Consider the following 21,121-nt stretch of genomic DNA (forward strand, 5'->3'; position numbering starts at 1 on the left):
TGCAGGAGCAATTGCCGAGGAGCAATTTTCTGTCCGTACATCCTGTACCCCGGCTCCTGTGCATCCATGCACCCGCCGGATACCGTACATCCTGTACCCCGGCTCCTGTGCATCCATGCACCCGCCGGATACCGTACATCCTGTACCCCGGCTCCTGTGCATCCATGCACCCGCCGGATACCGTACATCCTGTACATAACACCCATTTAGAAGCATTTGTAGCTGGGAACCTCTACCCACACCGTTCTATCTCGTCGCTCTTCCACTCGAAAACACTGATTCTCATAATCGTCCCAGCGGAAATAAACACTCTGGTTCGCGTTGCTGTAAACCGGTGTTAAACCCAGGTTTACATACCAGCTTACAGTTCTGTGGGGGGGATGACTGTAGTGAGAGCGGGCGTACTGACGCTTATAATGTTTCGAATGATTGTGGCTCTTACTGTGGGCACGTTCGCCGTGGCCATGACGCTTTGCTTTATGGCCGCCCTGATGACCGCCACGGCTAGAATACTCGCGCTTTTGCACGCCATGATGCTCCTGTGCAACCCTGCGCTCACCCGCATGCTTTTTGTGCTGTTTTTTCTGCTTGTGCTGCTTGTGCTGCTCATTTTGCCGATAACTCTCGGCCTGAGCCGGCGCGCTGTAAGCAGCAGAAGCGAATAGAAGAATAATGGCCGAAGCCACAATAGAACCGTAAGTATGCATAGATCTTTCCTCGCGTTTTATTAACGACAGGGCCAGTCTATGAAAGTGGGGATGAATCGATCCTGAATTGATTACACACAAAAAAGGGGCTAAAAAGCCCCCTGTAAAAACTATGCGATAAGCAACTTACTGGGTTTCGCCAGCCTCTTCTGCCACTTTGGCTTCAGCCTGAGCCTTGGCTACGGCCTGAGCAAAGAGCGCATCGAAATTAACCGGAGGTAAATTTAGCGGAGGGAAGCCTCCGCGTACAGCTAAGTTATCAATAGCTTCACGTGCGTATGGGAAAAGTATCTGCGGACAAGCGGAAGTCAGCATATGCTGCAACGGCACGCCGTCCACACCTTTAACTTCAAAAATACCGGCCTGATGAACCTCAGCAAGGAATGCCGTTTTCTCTTCATCCATCTTCACTGTTACAGTCATTTTTAACACAACTTCAAAATGACCTTCATCGAGACGGTCTATCTGGGTGTTTAGATCCTGACTCACCTTTGGCTGCCACTGAGTAGTAAAAGCTTTAGCTCCCTGAGGCGCCTCAAAAGAGAGATCTTTAACGTAAACACGCTTAATAGAAAATTGTGGCTGTGCTGCGTTTTCGCCGCCAGCGACTTGTTCTGGGGTTTGGTTTTCTTCTGACATGCTAAAGCCTTATATCGTTTTTACTTTGTTGTGCTATATGATGGTGTTTGGGCTGAAATCAACCTTTAATCACGGGCAAATTCTGGTTTTGCCATTCAACCATGTCACCCTGTAAGCGACTCACGGTAAAGCCCTTGTCTTTAAGCGTTTTACCTGCGGCGGCGGAACGTTGCCCCATTTTGCACACGACAACCAAGGTCTTACCCCGATGCTTTTCCAGCTCGGTGTAACGCGTAGCAATTTTAGCGAAAGGGATATTAATCGCTTCGGCAATATGCCCGGCCTTATATTCTTTACTGTCACGCACATCCACCACAACCGCATTATCGTCATTTAATAAACGAACAACCTCGTGATGAGTAAGCGCTGCACCGCCTTTGCGGCTTTCAACTATAAAAAAAGCAACAGCCAGCACCGAGAGAATGGCCACTAACATCCACTGCTCGGTAAGAAATACCATGATGTCCACGAATCAAAACCTGCGTCTAAGTAATGTTGGTGCGCGAGTATACACGATAGCCATTAACGAAACAGGCGCAGCAGGCTACCCTGCTGCGCCTTTTCTGTTAACTACCAATACGTTATTACTTGGCCTGGCCCTGCTTGGCCACTGCATCCATCATCGCTTTAATCGAATCGGCATCGCCAAGGTACTCTTTCTTCAGAGGATTCAGGTTTTCGTCCAGCTCATACACCAAAGGTACACCGGTAGGAATATTGAGTTCGAGCACTTCCTCATCGCTCATGCCATCGAGGTACTTAACCAATGCACGCAGACTATTGCCGTGTGCGGCAACGATAACGCGCTTACCGTCCAAAATAGAGGGGCGAATAACGTCATGCCAATAGGGGAGTACGCGATCGATGGTCAGCTTAAGGCTCTCAGCCTTAGGCAAAATACGAAGGTCAATACCCGCATAACGTGGGTCTTGGCCCGGAAAGTGTTCGCTATCTTCGCCCACTTCAGGTGGCGGTACGTCAAAGCTACGACGCCAAACCTTGACCTGATCTTCGCCGTGCTTGGCGGCAGTTTCAGCTTTATCCAAACCAGTAAGCGCACCGTAGTGACGCTCGTTCAAACGCCAATGGCGTTGAGTAGGCAGCCACATCTGGCCCATTTCCTCTAGCGCTAGCGACAAAGTGCGCATAGCGCGGGTAAGAACTGAAGAGTACGCCAGGTCAAATTCAAAACCCGCCTCTTTCAGCAAGCGACCGCCATTGCGGGCCTGCGCGATACCGGCATCAGTCAGATCCACATCGTGCCAACCGGTGAAACGGTTCTCTAGGTTCCACTGGCTTTCGCCGTGGCGAATTAATACCAATTTGTACATATAATCAGTCCTCTGCGAGATAGGTTACGCAACCGTAAAACATCCCCGAATACAATCGACCTTTGGGCTTGCTGTGCAGTTGCTTTTTGCGGCCGCAATGATCCCAGCTTGGAGCAGCAAAATCCAGAGCCAGCGCGGCCTTTAGCGCGATTAAGATCAAAAACCCGGCGATAAGCACAAATCCCCCTTCGCCTTCTAGGAAATTGCGTTACACTTCGCCCCATGAGAAGCCCTATGTATTCCTTCATCGTCGCCCTAACCAGTGTCATCTGTATCTACAGTTGCAGCCTGTTTGCCGACGAGCAGGCCGACCAAGAAAAGCTGGATAAAGTCAAAAAGGCTATCGCCGAATTAAAGGCCGAACTGGAAGCGACCAAGGGCAGTCGCGCGCAAATGCTTAAAAGTTTGGAAAAATCAGAAAAGGAAATTGGCAACCTCAGCACCAAAGCCAATAAGCTCAAGGGCGAGCTTAATCTCCAGCAAAAGAATTTGAACGAGCTACGCGACGAACGCAGCCAGCTGCACAAACATAAAACCTCACAACAATCGTTAGTGGGGCAGCACATCAACGCCGCATACAGGCTGGGCCAACAGAGCAACCTGCGCCTACTGTTGAATCAACAAGACCCCTCCACCGTTGCGCGTAACCTCAAGTATTACGACTATGTCATACGTGCGCGCAGTGACCGAATAGACGCGTTCACCCAAACTATTCAGCGTATTAACACCCTGGAACCCGAGATTAGCTACCAAGCTGAAAAGCTTGCACATAACCATCACCAACTGAGAGAAAAGCAGACCCAACTACAATCGGCTCAAAAAAAAAGAAAATCCACACTTAGCCGGCTCGACTCCAGTATTGCTAATCAGGGCCAGGAGCTCAAATCGCTCAACCAGGACCGCAGCCGTTTAGAAGAGCTGCTCAACCAAGTAACCGCGTGGCTAGATGACATTAAAGTGCCGCAAACCGGTAAATTCAGCAAATTTAAAGGCAAACTGCCCTGGCCCGCCAATGGGCGAGTACTGAAAAACTACGGTGCTTCACGTGTGGGCAACAAAATGTCCTGGCAGGGTATGCTGATCGGCTCAAAATCGGGTGCTCCCGTTTCGGCCGTGCACCATGGGCGCATCATTTTTTCTGACTACCTTCGTGGTCATGGGCTACTCATAATCATCGACCACGGTGATGGCTATATGACGCTTTACGCGCATAACCAAGCGCTGTACAAGGAACTGGGCGAATGGGTAGGTGTCGGAGAAGTGATTGCCTCGGTGGGTAACAGCGGAGGCCAACAGAAATTCGCCCTATACTTTGAGCTGCGTTACAAGGGGAAGCCCACGAACCCGAAACGATGGTTCAAATCGGCATAAACTGCCACAATAGTGCACAACACAATTAATTTAACGATAAGTGCTTAGTTCATGAAATTCATTGCTCTTCGTCTACACCTGCTTATTTGCTCCACCTTACTTTTCACCCTAGCTTTTAGTGTGAACCTGTCTGCCGAGGAACTCGTGGCCAGCGAAACCAAGGCCGAAGAGGAAACCATTAGTGTTCTGCCTCTCGAAGACCTCCGGATATTCACCAAAGCCTACGACCACATTCGCCATGCCTATATCGAAGATATCGACGACCGCACCCTGCTGGAATACGCGATTCGTGGCATGCTCGAACAACTAGACCCGCACTCGGCCTTCCTCGACGCCTCCTCTTTCGATGACCTTCAGGTGCACACCACCGGCGAGTTCGGCGGGCTAGGCATTGAAGTAGGCATGGAAAACGGCTTCATCAAAGTTATATCACCTATCGACGAAACACCTGCCGCACGTGCGGGCGTAGAAGCCGGCGACCTCATCATCAAACTTGACGACGCTACAGTCAAAGGCATGACACTGGATGAAGCCGTGGAAAAAATGCGCGGCAATAAAGATACCGATATCGTACTGACCATTGTTCGCGAAGGCACAGACCAACCGTTTGATCTGACCCTTACCCGCGACATTATTAAAGTACGCAGTGTTCGCTCCGAAATTCTCGAAAACGATTTTGGCTATCTGCGCATTGCACAATTTCAGGTGAATACGGCGAGGGATTTAGAAGCCGCCTATAAAAAACTACTGAAAGAAAATAGTGACTTGCGCGGTCTGGTTCTGGATTTACGCAACAACCCAGGCGGCGTATTACAAGCCTCTGTTGGCGTTACCGACCTGTTTTTAGACGGCGGGCTAGTCGTGTATACCGAAGGGCGGCTAAGCGAAGCTAACACCAAATACCAAGCCACCCCTGGTGATATGACCAACGCAATGCCACTGGTGGTGTTAATTAACGATGGCTCTGCCAGCGCCTCAGAAATTGTCGCCGGGGCCCTACAAGACCACCGCCGCGCACTGCTTTTGGGCACCCGCAGTTTCGGTAAAGGCTCGGTGCAAACCGTTATTCCCATCACCGATGATCGCGCCGTTAAACTTACCACTGCACTTTACTATACGCCCAACGGTCGCTCTATACAGGCTCAGGGCATCGAACCCGACATCAATGTCGAGCGCGTAAGAGTCACGGCGGTCCGTCCACGTATATCGGTAAAAGAAGCCGACTTAAGTGGCCACCTCAAAAACAAAAAAGGTGGAGAAGAGGTTAATTCCAAAGATGACAAAGCCGAAACCGGCCTACACAACCGAGACAGCCAACTCTACGAAGCACTCAATATTCTGAAGAGCCTAGACCTCTTCCGTCAGTCCCCGGTAGAAGCCGATGCCACTAACGATAGCGCACAGGGCTAACGCCTCGTGTAAACCTGAGCCTTCGTTTTGCTTGTATACCTAAAGAACACCGCACGGGGGCTTGCAGCCCTCTTAGCCGCATGCGCAATGGCCATGAACGCCAACGCCAGCACAAACGCCACTACCGATAATGCCTGGCAGCACAGCTGCCCTGTCCCTCATCCAAACACTCAGCAGCCCATGGTGGCGATTATTATTGATGACCTGGGCTATCAAATGGGCCCAGCCCTGCACCTGCTCGAACTTCATCGCGAGCTAACATTCTCGATCATTCCCTTTACCCCCTACGGCCGTAAACTGGCAACACTTGCGCACCAACAGCAACGCGAGGTCATGGTTCACGCGCCCATGGAAACCCTACATGAAATTCCCTGGGAACAGGCGCTGCTGGCGAAAATGGATCAACGCCAAATTCGAGAATTGAGCCAGCAAATGCTAGCCGCTGTGCCCAACGCTCAAGGGTTAAATAACCATGGTGGCAGCCTACTCACCCAACGTACAGAGCATATGGGCTGGCTAATGGACGAGCTGAAAACAACCAACTTCTACTTTGTAGACAGCCGAACGTCGGCCGCTAGTGTCGCCAGCCGATCGGCCCAAAATGCCGGGGTACCTCAGATGTCTCGCGATGTATTTCTTGATAATCAGCGTAATACCGAGGCAATACTGGAACAACTCAATAAGCTCGAACAGCTCGCTCGTAAATACGGCCACGCTGTCGGCATCGGCCACCCCTACCCAGAAACCCTCGCAGCTTTAGAGTCAAAACTGCCGGAACTGTCCGCGCGTGGCGTTCAGATCGTTCGTATCTCCACATTGATCAAAGCCACCACCGGGCACGCTCAATACGCCTTTGAAACCACTCAGCCGCAACTAATGACCGTTCATCCCGAGGCGCCTTAATCAACCCGACGGCGTCACACTCTTTTTGTGATCCAGTTCACATTTTAGCCCGATTTGAGCTGCAATTAGAGGCCCTCAGCCTATAATTTCGCCTAAGGTGTTGCGTTTTTTACAAGCTCGTACCACCCTTCAGGCACCCCAATTCAGACAAGTGCTGATTAACCGCGCGTGACAAGATATGAAAATTGGGGCCTGTTAGCCGCACCTCTACAATAGGTGTGCATGCGCGTAACCCGCGTATCGATAATCGAATGTATGGAATGAGTTAAGTAAAGGAGTAGATATTATGAACAGAACTGGCGAAGAATGTGGTTTACCAAACCGCTCCAATCGTTATTTTCAAAAGAGTGAGTACTGGTATTACAGCACGCGAGAAGGCGTAGATATCGGTCCTTTCGACACCATGCACGAAGCCGAAACAGGCGCGAGTGATTTTATCGACTTTATTATTCACGCCGAGCCTGATGTTATTCAAACGCTCGAGCGTTACTCAGGTAAAGCGGCCTAATAAAAAAAATTCCAGCGGGAGGCAGTGCCTCCCGTTTCTTCTTTTACAGCCCCGTTCAACCCCTTGTTGCCTAACCTAAACCCAAGGATTCCTGTCTAACCTTGGGTAGAACCTGTTGCCGTAACGCCATATTCGGGAACCGTCTTAAATACTCCCCGCTAGACACCTCAAGACAAGCCCCTCGAACAGAACCCCTGAACGCATAGCTGTCGGTATTACTGAAGCCTTCTCAACAATACCCTGGTTCCGTAAGCTTCGCTTATCCCTGCCCTTGCACCCCGCCCCTTACCATCAATGCCGCCATTTCCACGCCCCGCTTGCGCCTACTGCACCGTCAACTGAAACCGTTTCACTCCGTTGCCATCACTATGGATTGTAAAACGTGGCTAGGTTCTGGCAGGCACTTGGACTTATGCCCACAGGCTGTCAAACACCAACAGCTAAAAACCCCTACATACAAAAGGCCCGGTAAGAGTACCGGGCCTAATATTGACGTCTTTATAGTAAAAACAATTAGCTTACTCTTCGCCGTCATTGCGCCAGCGACCCTGACCCCTTCCCTCCATTCGCTTCTCGTGTATTACCTGAAGCTCTGCACGCTGCTCTTCGGTAAGAATTTCGATAAATGCTTTGTGCCGCTCAGCCTTGCTCATCACTCGTGCACGAGACCGCTCAGCCGCTTCTGCCGCCAACGCTTCAACCTGGGAGTCATAGTCTGCTGCATCGGGATCCAGCTTATGTATACCCGCAGCCATGCCTCCGCGGCGGCCCTGCCGATCTCCCGCCGCTGCACGTGTATCTTCATGCAGCACCTTTACAGCTTCACGCTGCTCATCAGAAAGCTCCAGCTTTTCCGCCAACACTTCAAACCGCTTAAAACCACCACCATCGCCATAACCACCACCACCGCACTTTTGACCATGATGGCCAGCCGCAGCAACAACCGAACCCGACATGAGTACGCCAAAGGCCAACGCCGATATACAATTTTTCATCACACTTGCTCCTTATTAATTAAGTTGACAGGCTTAGTTTGCGCCTTATCCACGCTAAGTTGGGTTAAGGCAGTGTAAAGTTAGGTAAAGCCCTAAAATTAACACCTATGATTAGATAAAGTTCTCTTATGAACACACCTGAATTTAACAGCACAGCCAATATCCTGTTAGTAGACGATGACCAAACACTCTGCGAGCTAATATCGGCCTACCTGCAACGCGACAACTTCACCGTTGAATCGGTACACTCAGGCGAAGCCGCGCTGCAGCACCTATCCCAGCCAAATACCATTGCAGCCATGGTTTTAGATATCATGATGCCGGGCCTCTCAGGCCTAGAAGTACTGCAAATGCTAAGGCAAAAAAGTAACCTTCCAGTAATTATGCTCACCGGTAGGGGAGATGATATCGACCGCATACTCGGCCTGGAGATGGGCGCCGACGACTACCTAGCAAAGCCCTGCAATCCACGCGAACTGGTCGCACGCCTGCGCGCCGTGCTTCGCCGAGTAAAACCACAGCAAGTAATCGACAACCTCCAGCCTTTGCAACTTCACGGTATAACCCTCGATCTAGGTATGCTAACCGCAGAGGTTAATAACGCCTCGTTAAAACTCACCAGTGCAGAGCTAAATACACTACGCCTGCTTATGGAAAGTGCTGGCACAACATTAACCAAGCAAACCCTTACCGAACAAGTACTTCACCGAAAACTAGAAGTGTACGACCGAAGTATAGATGTACACATCAGCCGTTTAAGGCAAAAACTCGCCGCGGTTGGCGTTACCGATATTATCAAGGCCATTCGCGGAGCGGGCTACCAAATGATTTCTGCGGGTAACCACAAGTGAAAATATTCAATCGCATATTTTGGAAATTCTTTATTTCATTTTGGTTCGCCAGCCTTGCCGTCATGTTTGCAACAGCCTATGTCGTTATAGGCGAATTGCAAACTAAGCAATTTCACAAACGCCATCAAGAACTTGTCCGGAATATTGCACAAGACATCATCTACCGGCATGAAACAAATCAACCCATGCCTCGACATAACATGCGCCACGACAGACATAATGGCGGCCCACCAATCAACCCCATGGCGGGGCTGCATGAACCACCTCCGCAATCGTCGCCATACGAACGCAAAAACATGAACGGTCTAAAAATTAGTGCCGAAAATGGCGACATTATTTTTCAACACAAGTTTAGAGGGCCAAAAAAAGCTAAAAAAACTTATGTAATAGCCTTAACGTCAGAATCGGGAAAAGCCTACAAGGTACAAGCGTACGCGGCCAAAGCCCCCGCTTTTTTTCGCGAAGTATTAACACGTTTCTATTCATTTCAATTTATTCTTATATTTATTACCTCCACACTGGTAAGCGCAATATTGAGCTGGACAATTACACGCCCGCTCAAAGAGTTGGGGCAACATAGTAAACAGTATGCACAAGGAAAAAGCGGGCTACACATAAGCCCGAACCTTACCAACCGTGGAGACGAACTAGGAGACCTAGCCCGCGACATTGAACTAATGACGAGCAAGGTAAGCGAAACACTTAATTCACAGCAACAATTGCTTTTTGATGTGTCGCATGAACTTAGAGCGCCACTCGCTAGAATGCAAGCCATCGCAGGGTTACTGGAAACAGATAGCGTCAATGAAAAATATACCGAACGATTACATAGAGAGTTCACATACATCAACAACTTGATACAGCAAATTCTCAATTACTCACGGCTAAACCGGGATAGTGAACAGCTACAAAACACCCCACTTAAGTCGCTTATCCAAGATGTGATAGAGACAATTAAAATCGAGCACCCGAATAAAAATATTATATTTACCCATAACGATAGTGACTCAACCATAAAAATATACCCCCATCTACTCACGGGTGCGGTGGAAAATATAATCAGAAATGCGTGTGTACACACGCCATTAGACACCGCTATTGATATCAGCCTTACGGCCAACGCAAACACGCTACACATTAATATCCGAGATCACGGAGAAGGTGTGCCCCATTCAGACATCGAAAAACTCACAACGCCGTTCTATCGCGCAGGCAACAAAATGCACGCCAAAGGGTTTGGCCTAGGGCTTAGCATTGCCCACAAATCCGTACAAAAGCACCACGGTACAATGAACATTAAAAATAACGACGGCGGCGGGCTAATGGTGGCGATAGCGCTACCGAGAGACATACACGAATAACACCCTATAATGGTGTGGAGTTGTAATGCGCACAGCTATACACCTCGCTATGCCAGCTCAAACAAACAGCACTTCCTATGCCGGCTAACGCCTGACTTAATGAGTCGCCTGCAGGGAAGCGCCTATAGCGCGCCAAGCCCAAAGCCATAAACATTGAACCCCCTTTTAGTAAGCCGCACATAAAGCGCAGCGCCTGCATAAAACGTTAAGAATCCGCCAATAATAGGCATCAATGCGCGCGCAACCACCAAATGTACGCTATTTCTATCAATTGTTCGTGCATAGGGCCATACTGATATCGTTACGCCTCGACTTGGCTGTTTGACTCGAGATCATTGCGTGGCCACACCCTCAAGCTAGCTCCAACTAGCTTTAGGTTTAAGAGGTTACCCCAAGAGGAAAGTATCATGAGCAAAGGACAAGACAGTAAAAAAAGCGCTAAAAAGAAACCGCTTTTAACCCCAAAAGAAAAGAAAGCGGCAAAGGCCGCCAAAAAAACAACAACCAATGTTTTAGGCAATTAAAGGGCGGAATACTCATCGAGCTTTTTCGGTGGCCTTTATTTTGGGAGACAAAACAAAGGCCTATCGCCTTACCTCAACAGCAACACCAGCTAAAGCAAACTAACAGTGGCAGACGTCGGGTAGCACTTCCCTTCTAATGGGGGGAATAACCTGCCAAATTTGACAATATCGAGTGTCTTACTTGTGCCGTCAACGGATGTTCAGCCGAACTATAAAGCTCGTAGTCGGCTTCAATTTTTCTCTTCACTCGAGAAAAACTCAACGGTCAATTACACGATACACATTTTAACCGAAGCTCGTTCACTCAAGGGGCGCTCCTCCTGAATGGGTTATTTCAGCCGCTCTCTCTAAAAGCGAGCTTAGAGCGTGTGCAAATTCATCACACGTGCAGAATATGCAAAAGTATCGACCCACTTATGGGTCGATACCAACAACAGTCAAAATATAGCCTACATATGACCATCTATTTTGTCGCTTTAACCTAACGCGTATAGCGTAATAAAACCCTATCAAAACACCTTACGAAACAGGCTTAACCAACATCGTTGTGCCCTCTACACCCACAATAGTACAGAGGCTCTCCTCGGTAATGGAATCAACGCCCGCGTCCTCACTGATACGTGCGTTCCAATCAATACCCGAGTAACGAATCTTGCCGCCGTTTAGGTCAATAACCGTTGAAGCCGGCACCTTAATGCCAATCATATCGCTACTGGAATCAGGGCCACCACCCGAGTTTTGAAACCTTTTAAGTGGCTGCCAAAGCACTGCTGCAAGTAAGGCCGTACAAACACCTAATGTAAAAATTTCACTTTCCCATCCAGCAATAATGCCAAAGCTAGTCAGTGCACCCGTAATAAACGCGGCAATTCCAAAGAATAGCAACGGCCCACTCAGGCCAAGCACACCCAGTTCAACTATCAGGCTTACACCGCCGATCAAATATAAAACTTGATCATGATTATCGAGCAGGTATTGGATAATGTCCATTCTGTACCTCTAGCCTTCGGTCAATTTTAAACTGCTCGAAACCGCTATGGCTTGCGCTACTGTGCTTGAAATGTTATCGCCAGTCTTGCCATCGGTTAATACCACAGTACCTTCAGCGGCAATCGCTTGGTGCGCCTTAATAGCATCTTGAGCCAGTGTTAACGTAACTGCAGCTCTACCCTGCTCAGAATTTGCCGCTTCACCAACAACATTTAACGCCTCGGCATCAGCTTTTGCCACCAGCATTATCGCCTCTGCTTTACCCGCCGCCGTTAACACCTGAGATGCTTTGGATGCCTCCGCCGCCAGCACTTCCTCCGCTTTAGCAGCCTCTGCATCGAGTACACGGGCTTGTTTTTCACCTTCTGCACGGGTAATCGCGGCGGTTTTTACACCTTCGGCCGTCAAAATAACAGAACGTTTTTCACGCTCTGCCGTCATTTGTTTTTCCATATCTTCGCGAATAGACTGCGGCGGCGTAATATCCTTTATTTCATAACGCGTAACCTGAACACCCCAGGGTGCAGTGGCTTCAGTCATAGCGCTTAATATCTTCGCATTAATAGCATCGCGGCTTTGAAAACACTCATCCAGCTCCATCTCGCCAATGGCATTTCTCATAGTAGTCATAGCCAGTTGCACCACCGACACCTTGTAATCGGTAATGTTATTAGTTGCGGCAGCGGCATCCGTTACCTTCATAAATAAAATGCCGTCTAGTAGCAATGTTATATTATCTTTGGTGATAGCGGCTTGAGCGCTAATATCGAGAGACTGCTCTTTTAAATTGCGATCTGCCGCAACCGTTTGAACAAAAGGAATAATAAAATTTAGTCCGGCACGAAGGGTTTTATCATATCGCCCCAAAGTATAAATGACATAACCTCGGTTTTGAGGCACAAAATAGATACCTTTCTTCAGAGTATAAATCGCAACTATCGCGATCCAGAAAAACGGGCTTGTAATTAATGACTGAAAAACTTCCATAAACGAATCCTTTTTGTTTTATAAAAAATTGAGAACCTGCAGTAAACACTTTACAAGATAGCCTCAAAGGCTAAAAAAAGGCCCCAACACGCCAAAAACGGATAATCCAACGTCCAACCTTTGCGCATGAACGCCGGGCAAAACCAAGGGGTATCATCTCATACTTTAAAACAGATCACCCTCTCAAGCCTTTCACACCACTTTTCAGACATTCAAACTGACACTTAAACACTGCCGCCAATGGGCTGAAGACCGCATATTAAGCCTATGTGAGAGCTTCCGTATTGATGTGTATGCCTATGCAGTAATCAGCAATCAATATGTCGGGTTACATATTAATATCACTGAACCCCACGGGTTGAGTGCCCTAGAGGTAGGAAAATGTAGGCCCAAGCGCTATATGCCCGCCCTCAACTGGAAAAATTCGTAACTGAATGAGTCCCTGTGCCTTGTGGTTTAGAGCAGCTAGATACTTTCGCTTAGAGTTTATCAATATCAGCCGATCGATCTGGCACTTAAACGAATCGTTATCCGTATGGCCAATGCCGACGATCACCTGCCCCTTCTCTATCCTACCGTTTGTCAAATTCTATTCAGACAGCAACTACCTAATATGGAATTTAACTATGCTGCACAGGCTTTTCAATTAAAATACATTCTCGCGTTAAATTCAGAGGGAAATAGCGAAACGAAATTCGCCTCTTCGAAACTTTGGCACCAGTGCTAGCTAAAGAAATGCAAATTTGATTAAACTGAAGTATGCGATATCCATAAACCCATGAGACTATACGCCCCCAGACACTACAATTCATTTCCAAATTAAGAATGACACCTCCAGGCTTCAGTGCCCCGTATAAAATTGCTATAGTTTTTTCTGGATCTAAGGAATACCCCATATTGGCGCTCGCATTTATAATGTCATAGGTATGTCTTTCAATAACTAGTTTTTTTCCATCGAGAAGAGTAACGTGATCAGGTAATGATAAGTCAGATACTCCAATGGAGCATGAATGCCCCAATGGAAGGCTTGCATCAAGCTTTAGTAACATGTCCTTATTTATATCTGTAAATAAAACACTCGCAGCGGGGAACATTTACTTTAAACCTATACCAGCAGCACCGGTACCACACCCGGCGTCTAGAATAGCCTCAACACCCCAGTCATTACCAATTACCGTATGCACATACCTTTTTGTTTGACGATTCAAGCCTAAGAAACTCATTATGATCCAGTAGGGCTTATAAATAACACCTAGAAAATCAGAAAACATAAACAGCTATCCTTTAGTACATTATTAATGGCTACTGGGAAAAAATGGAACAAACGTTATAACGTTGAACTAGTGAGGAGGAATGCTTAGTTGTCATAAACATCAAGGTTCCAAGCCTTAACTAAAATCAAGGTAAACTTCACTAAATTCATCAAGGCCAAGTAAATTATTCTGCTCCTTAGGGTCGTTGATTAAGTCAAAAAGTAGACGTTCTTCTTTTAGCCCTCCAACTGTAGATAGAAAAATGTACTTGTACAAAGCTCCACTGCTTGGATCGAAATATATTTTCGCAAATGAACTGGATCTGTTAGGTATAACATGCTGTGTAATTTGAATGGCGCGCTTTTCCTGCTGCAACGCCTTCCCTTCCCATGAGTTAGGGATGGGCACATCTAAAATATTGAGTACCGTAGGCGCTATATCAAGCTGGACCCCAAATGTAGTTTCTCTAATGCCTAAAGAATCACCAGAAGTATCCACCAAAATTAACGGAATATGTAAGCTTTCATTATATAGCCCGCTAATATGCCCGAAATAACCATGCTCATTTAGTCCCTGACCATGGTCACCCGTTATTACTATTACGGCATTTTCCATATACCCTTTCTGTTCGAGCAAACTGAATATTCTAGAAACGATGAGATCTGCTTGAAATATTCTATTATCTTGCGCGTCAATTAATTTTTGATTCGCCATAGGTTTTATTGTCGAATATCGCGGCGCCACAGAATTATCAACTAAAAAACCAGGCTTAATCCCCATTACAGGCTCGCCCAAATATCTACCATAACTAATGCCCGCCTCATGAGCTGAAAACAGATGGAAATGAAAATAATTTGGTGATCCATTATATTCCGGCCAGTTTTCAACTGCTGAAATAATACCCCTGTCATCATTGAGCGGGTGAGCCTTAAACCCGATACCATCCATGTAGAAATCTGAGGGGTGGTATATCTTTTTTAGCCCTCCAAACGCATGATCCGAAGTAAGCAGGAAGTTAATTTGATAGCCATGTTCCTTCAGCTTGCTATGCAAACTATTGCGCGATGCCTGAACTGAATTTTGATGCTTAAATCCCCTGGAGGTTAAGACCGATCTAATGTAAGCGCCAATCCAACCACACCCTACAAGGCGCGACATTAACATAATAACCTATAGTCTCCATTACTAAGGAGGCTATCATGTCCAAGCGCCGCACCTACAACTGGCCCCAACTTTTCGCAGAATTCGAGCGGTCAGGCCTATCGCAAGTCGAATTTTGCAAGCAACACGACCTCAATCCAAAATATTTCAACTTAAAGCTTTCCAAGCTCAAAGCGCAGGAAGACAGTGCGTTCGCGCATGTGGTTGTACAGCCTGAACTTTACTCGCGGCAGGGGCTTGTCCTCGAAGTGGGCAACTGTAAAGTTCATTGCCCACCAGCCATGTCTATTCCTTCCTTTGTATCATTGATTAAGTCCCTCGCATGATCCAGTGGTCCAATGCGATTCCCATATACCTGCACCGCGACCCAGTAGACTTTCGCAAAGCGATCAATGGCCTAGCGGTTATCGTGAGTGAGGAGATGGAGTTGGATGTATACAGCCAGGCGTTGTTCGTGTTTTGCAATAGAAACCGCAGTCAGCTCAAAGTGCTCTATTGGGACAGTACGGGTTTTGCCCTGTGGCAGAAACGCCTAGAGAAGGACAAATTTAAGTGGCCGAGTAAAGACCCGCTTGCAACCGCATCAATTACCTACGAGCAATGGGATTGGTTATTGCGGGGTTTTGACTTTGCTAAATTTAGACCACATAAGCAGTTAAAATTCACCGAGGTGGCCTAATATTTTGTATAATAGCCGCTATGAAATATGCGGCGGCTTTACAGAAAGAAAATGATTTATTGCGCGAAAAGATTGCCGCGCGCGATACGCAAATCGCCGTATTAAACGAACAGCTTAAACACCTGCTGAGCAAACGCTTTGGATCTTCTAGTGAAAAAATATCGGCTGATCAGCTAGGCTTATTTAACGAAGCCGAAGCATGTGTAGTTGAAGTTGAGGCCGCCGAAAGCGATAGCACCACTGTAAAAAGTTATACTCGCAAGCGTAAGCCTCGCGTTACTATACCCGACAACCTTCCCCGTGAAGACATCATTCACGACATCACCGAAACGGAAAAAGTCTGCCCTCACGATGGCAGCACTCTTAATATCATTGGCAGCGAAGACCATGAACAACTGGAAATCATCCCCGCTAAAATCAAAGTGGTTCGCCACAAGCGACTAAAATATGCCTGTCCCTGCTGTGACAATCACATTGTAACGGCAGGCAAGCCCAAACAGCCTATCGAAAAAAGTATCGCCAGCCCCAGTCTACTCGCTTACATCGCGGTGCAAAAATATGCGGATGCTTTACCTTTATACCGTCAAAGCGAGATATTCAAACGAATCGGCATAGAGCTGGACAGAACTAATATGGCGAACTGGATGGTGAAGTGTGGTGAGCTGACACAGCCCCTTATCAACCTGTTAATTGATTACCTCCACAAGCCACCGTACATCCACATGGATGAAACCACACTACAGGTATTGGAAGAGCCGGGAAAGACCGCACAAAGCAAAAGCTACATGTGGGTAATGACCAGCACAGGTCCACAGTCGGTTTGCGTATTCCACTATGCGGATAACCGAGGGCAACGGGTACCCATCGAGCTACTTAGCGCCGAAAATACCGCCATTATGGTCGACGGCTACGAGTGGTACCAAAAAGCCTGTGATGAGTACGGTATTACCCGCTTAGGTTGCTGGGCTCATGCCAGAAGAAAGTTCAAAGAGGCTCAAAATTTACAGAAAAAGGGTAAAACAGGCAAAGCTGATCAAGCCTTAGCCTATATCCACAAGCTGTACGCGATTGAAAAGAAAATAAAGGACGAACCACCGGATAAACGCTACCAAGTTCGCCAAGAGCAGGCAAAACCCATCCTCGACAAAATCAAAGAATGGTTGGATAAAAGCTTACAGTCGGTGGCACCGAAAACAAAACTCGGTATAGCATTGGTGTACCTGAACAACCAGTGGGATCGATTAATCGCCTACCTGGAAGATGGGTGCTATCCCATCGATAATAATGCTGCCGAACGTGCAATACGCCCCTTTGCTATTGGTCGCAAAAACTGGATGTTCAGTAAGAGTCAGGCGGGCGCTAAAGCTAGCGCAAATCTTTACAGTCTGATAGAAACAGCCAAGGCTAACGACCTGAATACGTACGACTATTTGCAACATATTTTTGAAGAACTACCCAATGCGCAAAATGTTGAGCAGATTGAGGGATTGTTGCCTTGGAATGTCCAGCTTGGTTAGGGTGTGGTTGGTTTGGCGCTTACGATCTAATTCCGCATTTTGATTCATCACACATCGAATAGAATTTTTCTACCAACACACCCTCGTAGTTATCAATTAATTCAAATAAAGGGCGTAGTGTTTCTGGTGTATCCGTAATCGCGTAAGTGATCGGCTCTCAAGCAATCAACAACAATGAATACAATGTTTTTTTATTTTCCTGAATGGTCCACTTTTGCTGCTCAACATAACTGACGGAATGCGCTACCATATCAGTGACATCATCTGCGTTAGCTATATAATCATCATGCGAATCCGTGTACTTTCTGAATAAATCTAACACCAACTCGCCATAGAAATACTTATTAAGGGAACGATTGTTACTATTATTGTAAAATGTGCTTGCTTGTATAGCTATAAATAAAAGTGCTGATATAGCATATAATACAGCCAAAAACGGACGCTTTAATGGTTTGCAATTTTTCCTATATAGTTTAACGTATAGTAGATGGATTAAAGAGAATGCTATTAGCGGAACAAAGAAGACTATCAGAATAGTTTCAAAATGATATAGCTGATAGTAGTGGATCACTACGCGATTGATCAAACCAAAATTCAGATTCTCTTTCCAAAAATGATTACTTACCCAGCTACCTAAATACACGAACATTAATATTGTGGTGAATATGCTAAACAGTAATGGCATTATGCGTAGTGAAGAAATTCTAGGGAATCCCCCTAAAACAAGGGAAAAGACAAATGAAATCAAATAAGCTGAAAAACAAATTAACGTATGAGTTAATAACAAATTAATAGGATAGTGAAAAAAAACAACAGATACCCCGCAGACAGAAAGCTTATAGAGAGGTTAACAGCTATCAATTTTGCGTAAAACATTGGGCCTCCAATTAAAAACCCTAGAGAATCTGGCATTCGGAATAAGTTATTACGCCAACCAAAACCAGGTCAACATAAAATTCTGGATTTTTCTGGCCTAACAAAAATAATTATACAATATCTTTGTCATACTGAGGGGCGTCACCACCAATTTCTTCCCAATGCAATTTGGAACCCACATAAATATGCGCCTTAACTGACGCACTATATTCTGTATTTATCGTTCCAACGGGAACCCAGTAAACATCACCGTCTTGGTTAGGTAGCGAGCCGCCACAATTACTACAAAACGACCTCGCGAGACCATTCTCTGATTTATAGGTAGTAATTGATTCGGTTTCATGCACCCAGTTAAATGTTTCTTTAGGCACTACAATCATTGCATCTGCAGTGCTACCTGTTATTTTTCGACAGTTTGAGCAGTGACATTGAATGACATCAAAGTTGTCGCCCTCAAACTGAAAGACAATTCCATTACATATACAACTTCCCTTTACCACTGCTTCAGCCCTCTAAAATAAAATACTCACACAAACCGTATACTTAAGCTTCGAAAGCTTTAACGTTACGTTTACCTTGAACCAAGGGCCTCTATAAACTCTGTAGTACCGTTGACTCATCCCCGCTCTACTCATCAGTGCGTATTGTTATGCATTTGATTCTTTGGGCCAATTCCATGCTAGCCACGCAATATAAAAAGTTAGAATAGCTTCTACAATTGCATACATTTTGTAAAAATACCATCCGACTTTATAAGCTAGAAAACCTAGAAACAGCGTCATTATTAGGCCAACAACGATATTTATAATCCTGTTGATAGTAGCTGGTAAAAGTACGGATAAACAAATCATTAAGCTAGTTACCAACAGTATCGACGACAACCCAAGTAAAACATTTTGATCACCTGCACCAAATTTGGTGACTAAATTAATCATATCTTCTAACTTGCCGGGTACATATAGCTGGAAATAGTCACAATAAATATAGCAGGACATTACAGAGCCCCAAAGCGCGCTAAGCTTGATTTTTATATTTATATCGAACTCTGAAAATTGTTTCACAAAAAAACACCTTTGATCTTTATATGCATTATATTTGAGCGCCTAACGAGGCTGTAGAAAATTTCGGGTTTGACCGTCACTTTTTTGCGCCTCTGAATTGTTTTTTGAGGCGTTCATTATATGACCACAATTATGAATCTAGCTAATCTTTACATTGCCTGATCGACAAATGATCGAATATTGCCATATAGGGCGCCATTTGGCCCTTTCTATCCCTCTATGAGGCATACCTCCACAACTTCTCGGCATTATGTACCATACAATACAACTGCCATTGCGCCGTCACCTTGCTTTCCCCTCGCAAGCTCAATTTGTCTAAACCTTTGTTGCTACAAATATTTCCAAAGACCGGTTCGATTGTATACATTCGCTTGCTATACATTTTTTTACCATCATCACTATCGATGATCTTTTTCATTTTATCTAACTGTGTCACTCTTCTTTTCGATTCGATTAAAACTGATATTTGTCGCCCCTGACTTTTGACTTCTTTCTGCATACATTGCTCTTGCAATGGGCATTCTCGGCAGTCTTTCAAATAACCTCGGAATCGAATGTGGGGTCCACTTTTAGTTTCGAAATCATCACCCAAATAGATCATCTCTTTACCATTAGGACACACAGCTTCCTTCTTAACAAAATCAATTACAAACTCGCTACCCGGAAAGACGTCTCTTGTTTTTTTGTTATCTGTTCTGGTTTTCTGCCGTTTTTTCTTGTGCGCTTTAAACGTTTCTGAGTCGGAGTAAACCGGGTCTCTCATTCTAAATTGATTGTCTGGTATGACAGATTTAATATTCTCATCGTGTAAAAACTGTAGGTTATCTTCACTACAGTATCCTGTATCAGCTGTTAATACACATCCAGCGGAAAATACATCTTCTTCAAATTTGTCTTTAATACTCTCGACCATCGGTTTCAACGTAATCTGTTCTTGACCGACACCAAAGGCTCTTGCTTCAATAATAATCTGATGCTTCTCGTCCGCAGCAGTCACACAAGCCATTCCTTGAATTGTGCCTTTACTAGTGGTCATTTTACACGACTCATTATCCGTGATGTTACTCTGTACCTCTTTCTTACTTTTTGAATGCCCTATACGAGGTTCATTCTCAGCCAGAAAACCATCAATTTTATCGGCTGTCTTTAGCAAGGTTTCTACCGTTTGCATATCCTTTTTATAATGGCCGCTTTGATTATTCTTTGTAGAGTCCGATTCCAGGTGCTTATCCACGATTCTTTCGGCTCTAGCACGCATCTTAGTAGACTTCTTTTCCAGCTCAGGATGGGTTCCACTCCATTGCTTGGAAGCATCGGTAGGAAGCTTGCATCCGTCAATAGCAAAATGCTCCTTACCAATTAAACCACTCTCATCGCAAATGAGTAGAATTTTGTGAAACAACTCCTTAATTGCCTCACAATTACCCGAGACGAAATTTGCAATAGTTGTAAAGTGTGGCGTGGTACCAACAGCCAGGGCCATGAACGTCAAATCAGTTGTGCATAGCTTAGCAATCACTCGGCTGGAGGTGATTCCTCGATAATAGGCACTAAAGATAACGCGAAGGAGAAGCTCAGGAGGGTAGGCCTTGCGGCCAACATTACTATATTTATATCGACTGAGGAAACCATCAGTATTTTTGTCTGTATTCAAAAGAGTATACAAGCCTTAATATCTCCAGCCGGGAATGGCTTGAACTTACCACCCAGTTTAAATCCAGATTTAAAAGTTTGGCTGGCTGTGAGGAGAAGCTAATACTTGCGGCAATGGCATTATGGCTGCAAAGAAGACCGGCATAAGCCAATTGTAAAGCGATACTCCACTAACAATCCCAACCAATATTAAGCCCCACCCCACTTCCTCCTCGATAGAGGATTAAACTCGTTCGAAAATTGACTAACTAAACGATTTGGCGCCCAAATATAGCACACAAACAACGAGGACAAAAAATACCAACCTAGCCTACAAACCCACCAACTATTCGGCTTTACTTTTT

General features: G+C 45.9%; 22 protein-coding genes. 9 read left to right on the forward strand and 13 right to left on the reverse strand.

All coding sequences use genetic code 11. The annotated features are described in order from the left end of the window. Window positions 1-206: 206 nt before the first annotated feature. The 4 genes from H5336_RS08280 to gpmA all read right to left on the reverse strand — a co-directional run bounded on the left by H5336_RS08280 (window position 207) and on the right by gpmA (window position 2,677). Window positions 207-707, reverse strand: coding sequence for a hypothetical protein (locus H5336_RS08280; protein ID WP_185233211.1), 501 nt, complete (start codon window positions 705-707; stop codon window positions 207-209). A 126-nt stretch (window positions 708-833) separates the two neighbouring features. Beyond that, the gene (secB, locus tag H5336_RS08285) at window positions 834-1,346 is read right to left on the reverse strand and encodes a protein-export chaperone SecB (RefSeq protein WP_185233212.1); all 513 of its coding nucleotides are present in this window, start codon (window positions 1,344-1,346) and stop codon (window positions 834-836) included. 58 nt (window positions 1,347-1,404) lie between these two features. Then, window positions 1,405-1,806, reverse strand: a complete 402-nt coding sequence (locus H5336_RS08290; RefSeq protein ID WP_185235687.1) for a rhodanese-like domain-containing protein — start codon at window positions 1,804-1,806, stop codon at window positions 1,405-1,407. A gap of 124 nt (window positions 1,807-1,930) precedes the next feature. Beyond that, a complete protein-coding gene (gene gpmA, locus H5336_RS08295) occupies window positions 1,931-2,677 on the reverse strand; it encodes a 2,3-diphosphoglycerate-dependent phosphoglycerate mutase (RefSeq protein ID WP_185233214.1) in 747 nt (248 codons plus the stop codon). A 234-nt stretch (window positions 2,678-2,911) separates the two neighbouring features. Between gpmA and H5336_RS08300 the strand changes: the two genes are divergently transcribed. The 4 genes from H5336_RS08300 (at window position 2,912) to H5336_RS08315 (ending at window position 6,869) form a co-directional block, all read left to right on the forward strand. After that, window positions 2,912-4,048, forward strand: coding sequence for a murein hydrolase activator EnvC family protein (locus H5336_RS08300; protein WP_246439059.1), 1,137 nt, complete (start codon window positions 2,912-2,914; stop codon window positions 4,046-4,048). 51 nt (window positions 4,049-4,099) lie between these two features. Continuing rightward, entirely contained in the window at window positions 4,100-5,458 is a 1,359-nt protein-coding gene (locus H5336_RS08305) for a S41 family peptidase (protein WP_185233217.1), read from the forward strand. 87 nt (window positions 5,459-5,545) lie between these two features. Further along, entirely contained in the window at window positions 5,546-6,361 is an 816-nt protein-coding gene (locus H5336_RS08310) for a divergent polysaccharide deacetylase family protein (protein WP_185233219.1), read from the forward strand. A 286-nt stretch (window positions 6,362-6,647) separates the two neighbouring features. Beyond that, entirely contained in the window at window positions 6,648-6,869 is a 222-nt protein-coding gene (locus H5336_RS08315; RefSeq protein ID WP_185233220.1) for a DUF6316 family protein, read from the forward strand. A 518-nt stretch (window positions 6,870-7,387) separates the two neighbouring features. On the opposite strand, the gene H5336_RS08320 is transcribed toward H5336_RS08315, so the two are convergent. Continuing rightward, window positions 7,388-7,864 carry a Spy/CpxP family protein refolding chaperone gene (locus H5336_RS08320; RefSeq protein WP_185233221.1) on the reverse strand — a complete coding sequence of 159 codons (477 nt, stop codon included), beginning with the start codon at window positions 7,862-7,864 and terminating at the stop codon, window positions 7,388-7,390. A gap of 128 nt (window positions 7,865-7,992) precedes the next feature. On the opposite strand from H5336_RS08320, the gene H5336_RS08325 reads away from it, so the two are divergent. Together H5336_RS08325 and H5336_RS08330 are read left to right on the forward strand one after the other, a co-directional pair. Further along, the gene (locus tag H5336_RS08325; RefSeq protein WP_185233223.1) at window positions 7,993-8,715 is read left to right on the forward strand and encodes a response regulator transcription factor; all 723 of its coding nucleotides are present in this window, start codon (window positions 7,993-7,995) and stop codon (window positions 8,713-8,715) included. After that, the gene (locus tag H5336_RS08330; protein ID WP_185233224.1) at window positions 8,712-10,076 is read left to right on the forward strand and encodes a sensor histidine kinase; all 1,365 of its coding nucleotides are present in this window, start codon (window positions 8,712-8,714) and stop codon (window positions 10,074-10,076) included. Before H5336_RS08325 ends, H5336_RS08330 begins: the two co-directional genes overlap by 4 nt. Window positions 10,077-11,119: 1,043 nt before the next feature. On the opposite strand, the gene H5336_RS08335 is transcribed toward H5336_RS08330, so the two are convergent. From H5336_RS08335 to H5336_RS08355, 5 genes are all read right to left on the reverse strand, one after another. Continuing rightward, window positions 11,120-11,590: an NfeD family protein gene (locus H5336_RS08335; RefSeq protein ID WP_185233226.1), complete on the reverse strand. Its 471-nt coding sequence runs from the start codon at window positions 11,588-11,590 to the stop codon at window positions 11,120-11,122. Window positions 11,591-11,599: 9 nt separating this feature from the next. After that, window positions 11,600-12,577: an SPFH domain-containing protein gene (locus H5336_RS08340; protein ID WP_185233227.1), complete on the reverse strand. Its 978-nt coding sequence runs from the start codon at window positions 12,575-12,577 to the stop codon at window positions 11,600-11,602. A gap of 620 nt (window positions 12,578-13,197) precedes the next feature. After that, window positions 13,198-13,671 carry a class I SAM-dependent methyltransferase gene (locus tag H5336_RS08345; RefSeq protein ID WP_185233229.1) on the reverse strand — a complete coding sequence of 158 codons (474 nt, stop codon included), beginning with the start codon at window positions 13,669-13,671 and terminating at the stop codon, window positions 13,198-13,200. Further along, on the reverse strand, window positions 13,672-13,848 hold the full coding sequence (locus H5336_RS08350; RefSeq protein WP_185233230.1) for a hypothetical protein: 177 nt from the start codon (window positions 13,846-13,848) through the stop codon (window positions 13,672-13,674). It abuts the gene before it with no gap. A gap of 117 nt (window positions 13,849-13,965) precedes the next feature. Beyond that, on the reverse strand, window positions 13,966-14,994 hold the full coding sequence (locus tag H5336_RS08355; protein ID WP_185233232.1) for a sulfatase-like hydrolase/transferase: 1,029 nt from the start codon (window positions 14,992-14,994) through the stop codon (window positions 13,966-13,968). A gap of 35 nt (window positions 14,995-15,029) precedes the next feature. Between H5336_RS08355 and tnpA the strand changes: the two genes are divergently transcribed. From tnpA to tnpC, 3 genes are read left to right on the forward strand one after another with little or no spacing between them, the layout of a single operon-like run. Continuing rightward, a complete protein-coding gene (gene tnpA / locus H5336_RS08360) occupies window positions 15,030-15,317 on the forward strand; it encodes an IS66 family insertion sequence element accessory protein TnpA (RefSeq protein WP_185231017.1) in 288 nt (95 codons plus the stop codon). After that, on the forward strand, window positions 15,314-15,670 hold the full coding sequence (gene tnpB, locus H5336_RS08365; protein ID WP_185231015.1) for an IS66 family insertion sequence element accessory protein TnpB: 357 nt from the start codon (window positions 15,314-15,316) through the stop codon (window positions 15,668-15,670). The genes tnpA and tnpB overlap by 4 nt, the downstream gene beginning before the upstream one ends. Before the next feature lie 20 nt (window positions 15,671-15,690). Next, window positions 15,691-17,187: an IS66 family transposase gene (tnpC, locus tag H5336_RS08370; RefSeq protein WP_185231013.1), complete on the forward strand. Its 1,497-nt coding sequence runs from the start codon at window positions 15,691-15,693 to the stop codon at window positions 17,185-17,187. 986 nt (window positions 17,188-18,173) lie between these two features. Here tnpC and H5336_RS08375 read toward each other — a convergent pair. From H5336_RS08375 to H5336_RS08385, 3 genes are all read right to left on the reverse strand, one after another. Continuing rightward, the gene (locus H5336_RS08375) at window positions 18,174-18,563 is read right to left on the reverse strand and encodes a GFA family protein (RefSeq protein ID WP_185233233.1); all 390 of its coding nucleotides are present in this window, start codon (window positions 18,561-18,563) and stop codon (window positions 18,174-18,176) included. Window positions 18,564-18,710: 147 nt separating this feature from the next. After that, entirely contained in the window at window positions 18,711-19,124 is a 414-nt protein-coding gene (locus tag H5336_RS08380; protein WP_185233235.1) for a DUF6326 family protein, read from the reverse strand. Window positions 19,125-19,341: 217 nt separating this feature from the next. Continuing rightward, on the reverse strand, window positions 19,342-20,778 hold the full coding sequence (locus tag H5336_RS08385) for an IS1182 family transposase (protein WP_185233237.1): 1,437 nt from the start codon (window positions 20,776-20,778) through the stop codon (window positions 19,342-19,344). Window positions 20,779-21,121: the final 343 nt, after the last annotated feature.

It is taken from the genome of Teredinibacter franksiae, from assembly GCF_014218805.1.
In the GTDB taxonomy this organism is placed as follows: Bacteria; Pseudomonadota; Gammaproteobacteria; order Pseudomonadales; family Cellvibrionaceae; genus Teredinibacter; species Teredinibacter franksiae.

What these genes read in the sequence shown, in the direction of transcription:
- H5336_RS08280 (WP_185233211.1), bottom strand. Translation starts at nt 707, where the DNA reads ATGCATACTTACGGTTCTATTGTGGCTTCGGCCATTATTCTTCTATTC.
- secB (WP_185233212.1), bottom strand. Translation starts at nt 1,346, where the DNA reads ATGTCAGAAGAAAACCAAACCCCAGAACAAGTCGCTGGCGGCGAAAAC.
- H5336_RS08290 (WP_185235687.1), bottom strand. Translation starts at nt 1,806, where the DNA reads ATGGTATTTCTTACCGAGCAGTGGATGTTAGTGGCCATTCTCTCGGTG.
- gpmA (WP_185233214.1), bottom strand. Translation starts at nt 2,677, where the DNA reads ATGTACAAATTGGTATTAATTCGCCACGGCGAAAGCCAGTGGAACCTA.
- H5336_RS08300 (WP_246439059.1), top strand. Translation starts at nt 2,912, where the DNA reads ATGTATTCCTTCATCGTCGCCCTAACCAGTGTCATCTGTATCTACAGT.
- H5336_RS08305 (WP_185233217.1), top strand. Translation starts at nt 4,100, where the DNA reads ATGAAATTCATTGCTCTTCGTCTACACCTGCTTATTTGCTCCACCTTA.
- H5336_RS08310 (WP_185233219.1), top strand. Translation starts at nt 5,546, where the DNA reads ATGGCCATGAACGCCAACGCCAGCACAAACGCCACTACCGATAATGCC.
- H5336_RS08315 (WP_185233220.1), top strand. Translation starts at nt 6,648, where the DNA reads ATGAACAGAACTGGCGAAGAATGTGGTTTACCAAACCGCTCCAATCGT.
- H5336_RS08320 (WP_185233221.1), bottom strand. Translation starts at nt 7,864, where the DNA reads ATGAAAAATTGTATATCGGCGTTGGCCTTTGGCGTACTCATGTCGGGT.
- H5336_RS08325 (WP_185233223.1), top strand. Translation starts at nt 7,993, where the DNA reads ATGAACACACCTGAATTTAACAGCACAGCCAATATCCTGTTAGTAGAC.
- H5336_RS08335 (WP_185233226.1), bottom strand. Translation starts at nt 11,590, where the DNA reads ATGGACATTATCCAATACCTGCTCGATAATCATGATCAAGTTTTATAT.
- H5336_RS08340 (WP_185233227.1), bottom strand. Translation starts at nt 12,577, where the DNA reads ATGGAAGTTTTTCAGTCATTAATTACAAGCCCGTTTTTCTGGATCGCG.
- H5336_RS08345 (WP_185233229.1), bottom strand. Translation starts at nt 13,671, where the DNA reads ATGTTCCCCGCTGCGAGTGTTTTATTTACAGATATAAATAAGGACATG.
- H5336_RS08350 (WP_185233230.1), bottom strand. Translation starts at nt 13,848, where the DNA reads ATGTTTTCTGATTTTCTAGGTGTTATTTATAAGCCCTACTGGATCATA.
- H5336_RS08355 (WP_185233232.1), bottom strand. Translation starts at nt 14,994, where the DNA reads ATGTTAATGTCGCGCCTTGTAGGGTGTGGTTGGATTGGCGCTTACATT.
- tnpA (WP_185231017.1), top strand. Translation starts at nt 15,030, where the DNA reads ATGTCCAAGCGCCGCACCTACAACTGGCCCCAACTTTTCGCAGAATTC.
- tnpB (WP_185231015.1), top strand. Translation starts at nt 15,314, where the DNA reads ATGATCCAGTGGTCCAATGCGATTCCCATATACCTGCACCGCGACCCA.
- tnpC (WP_185231013.1), top strand. Translation starts at nt 15,691, where the DNA reads ATGAAATATGCGGCGGCTTTACAGAAAGAAAATGATTTATTGCGCGAA.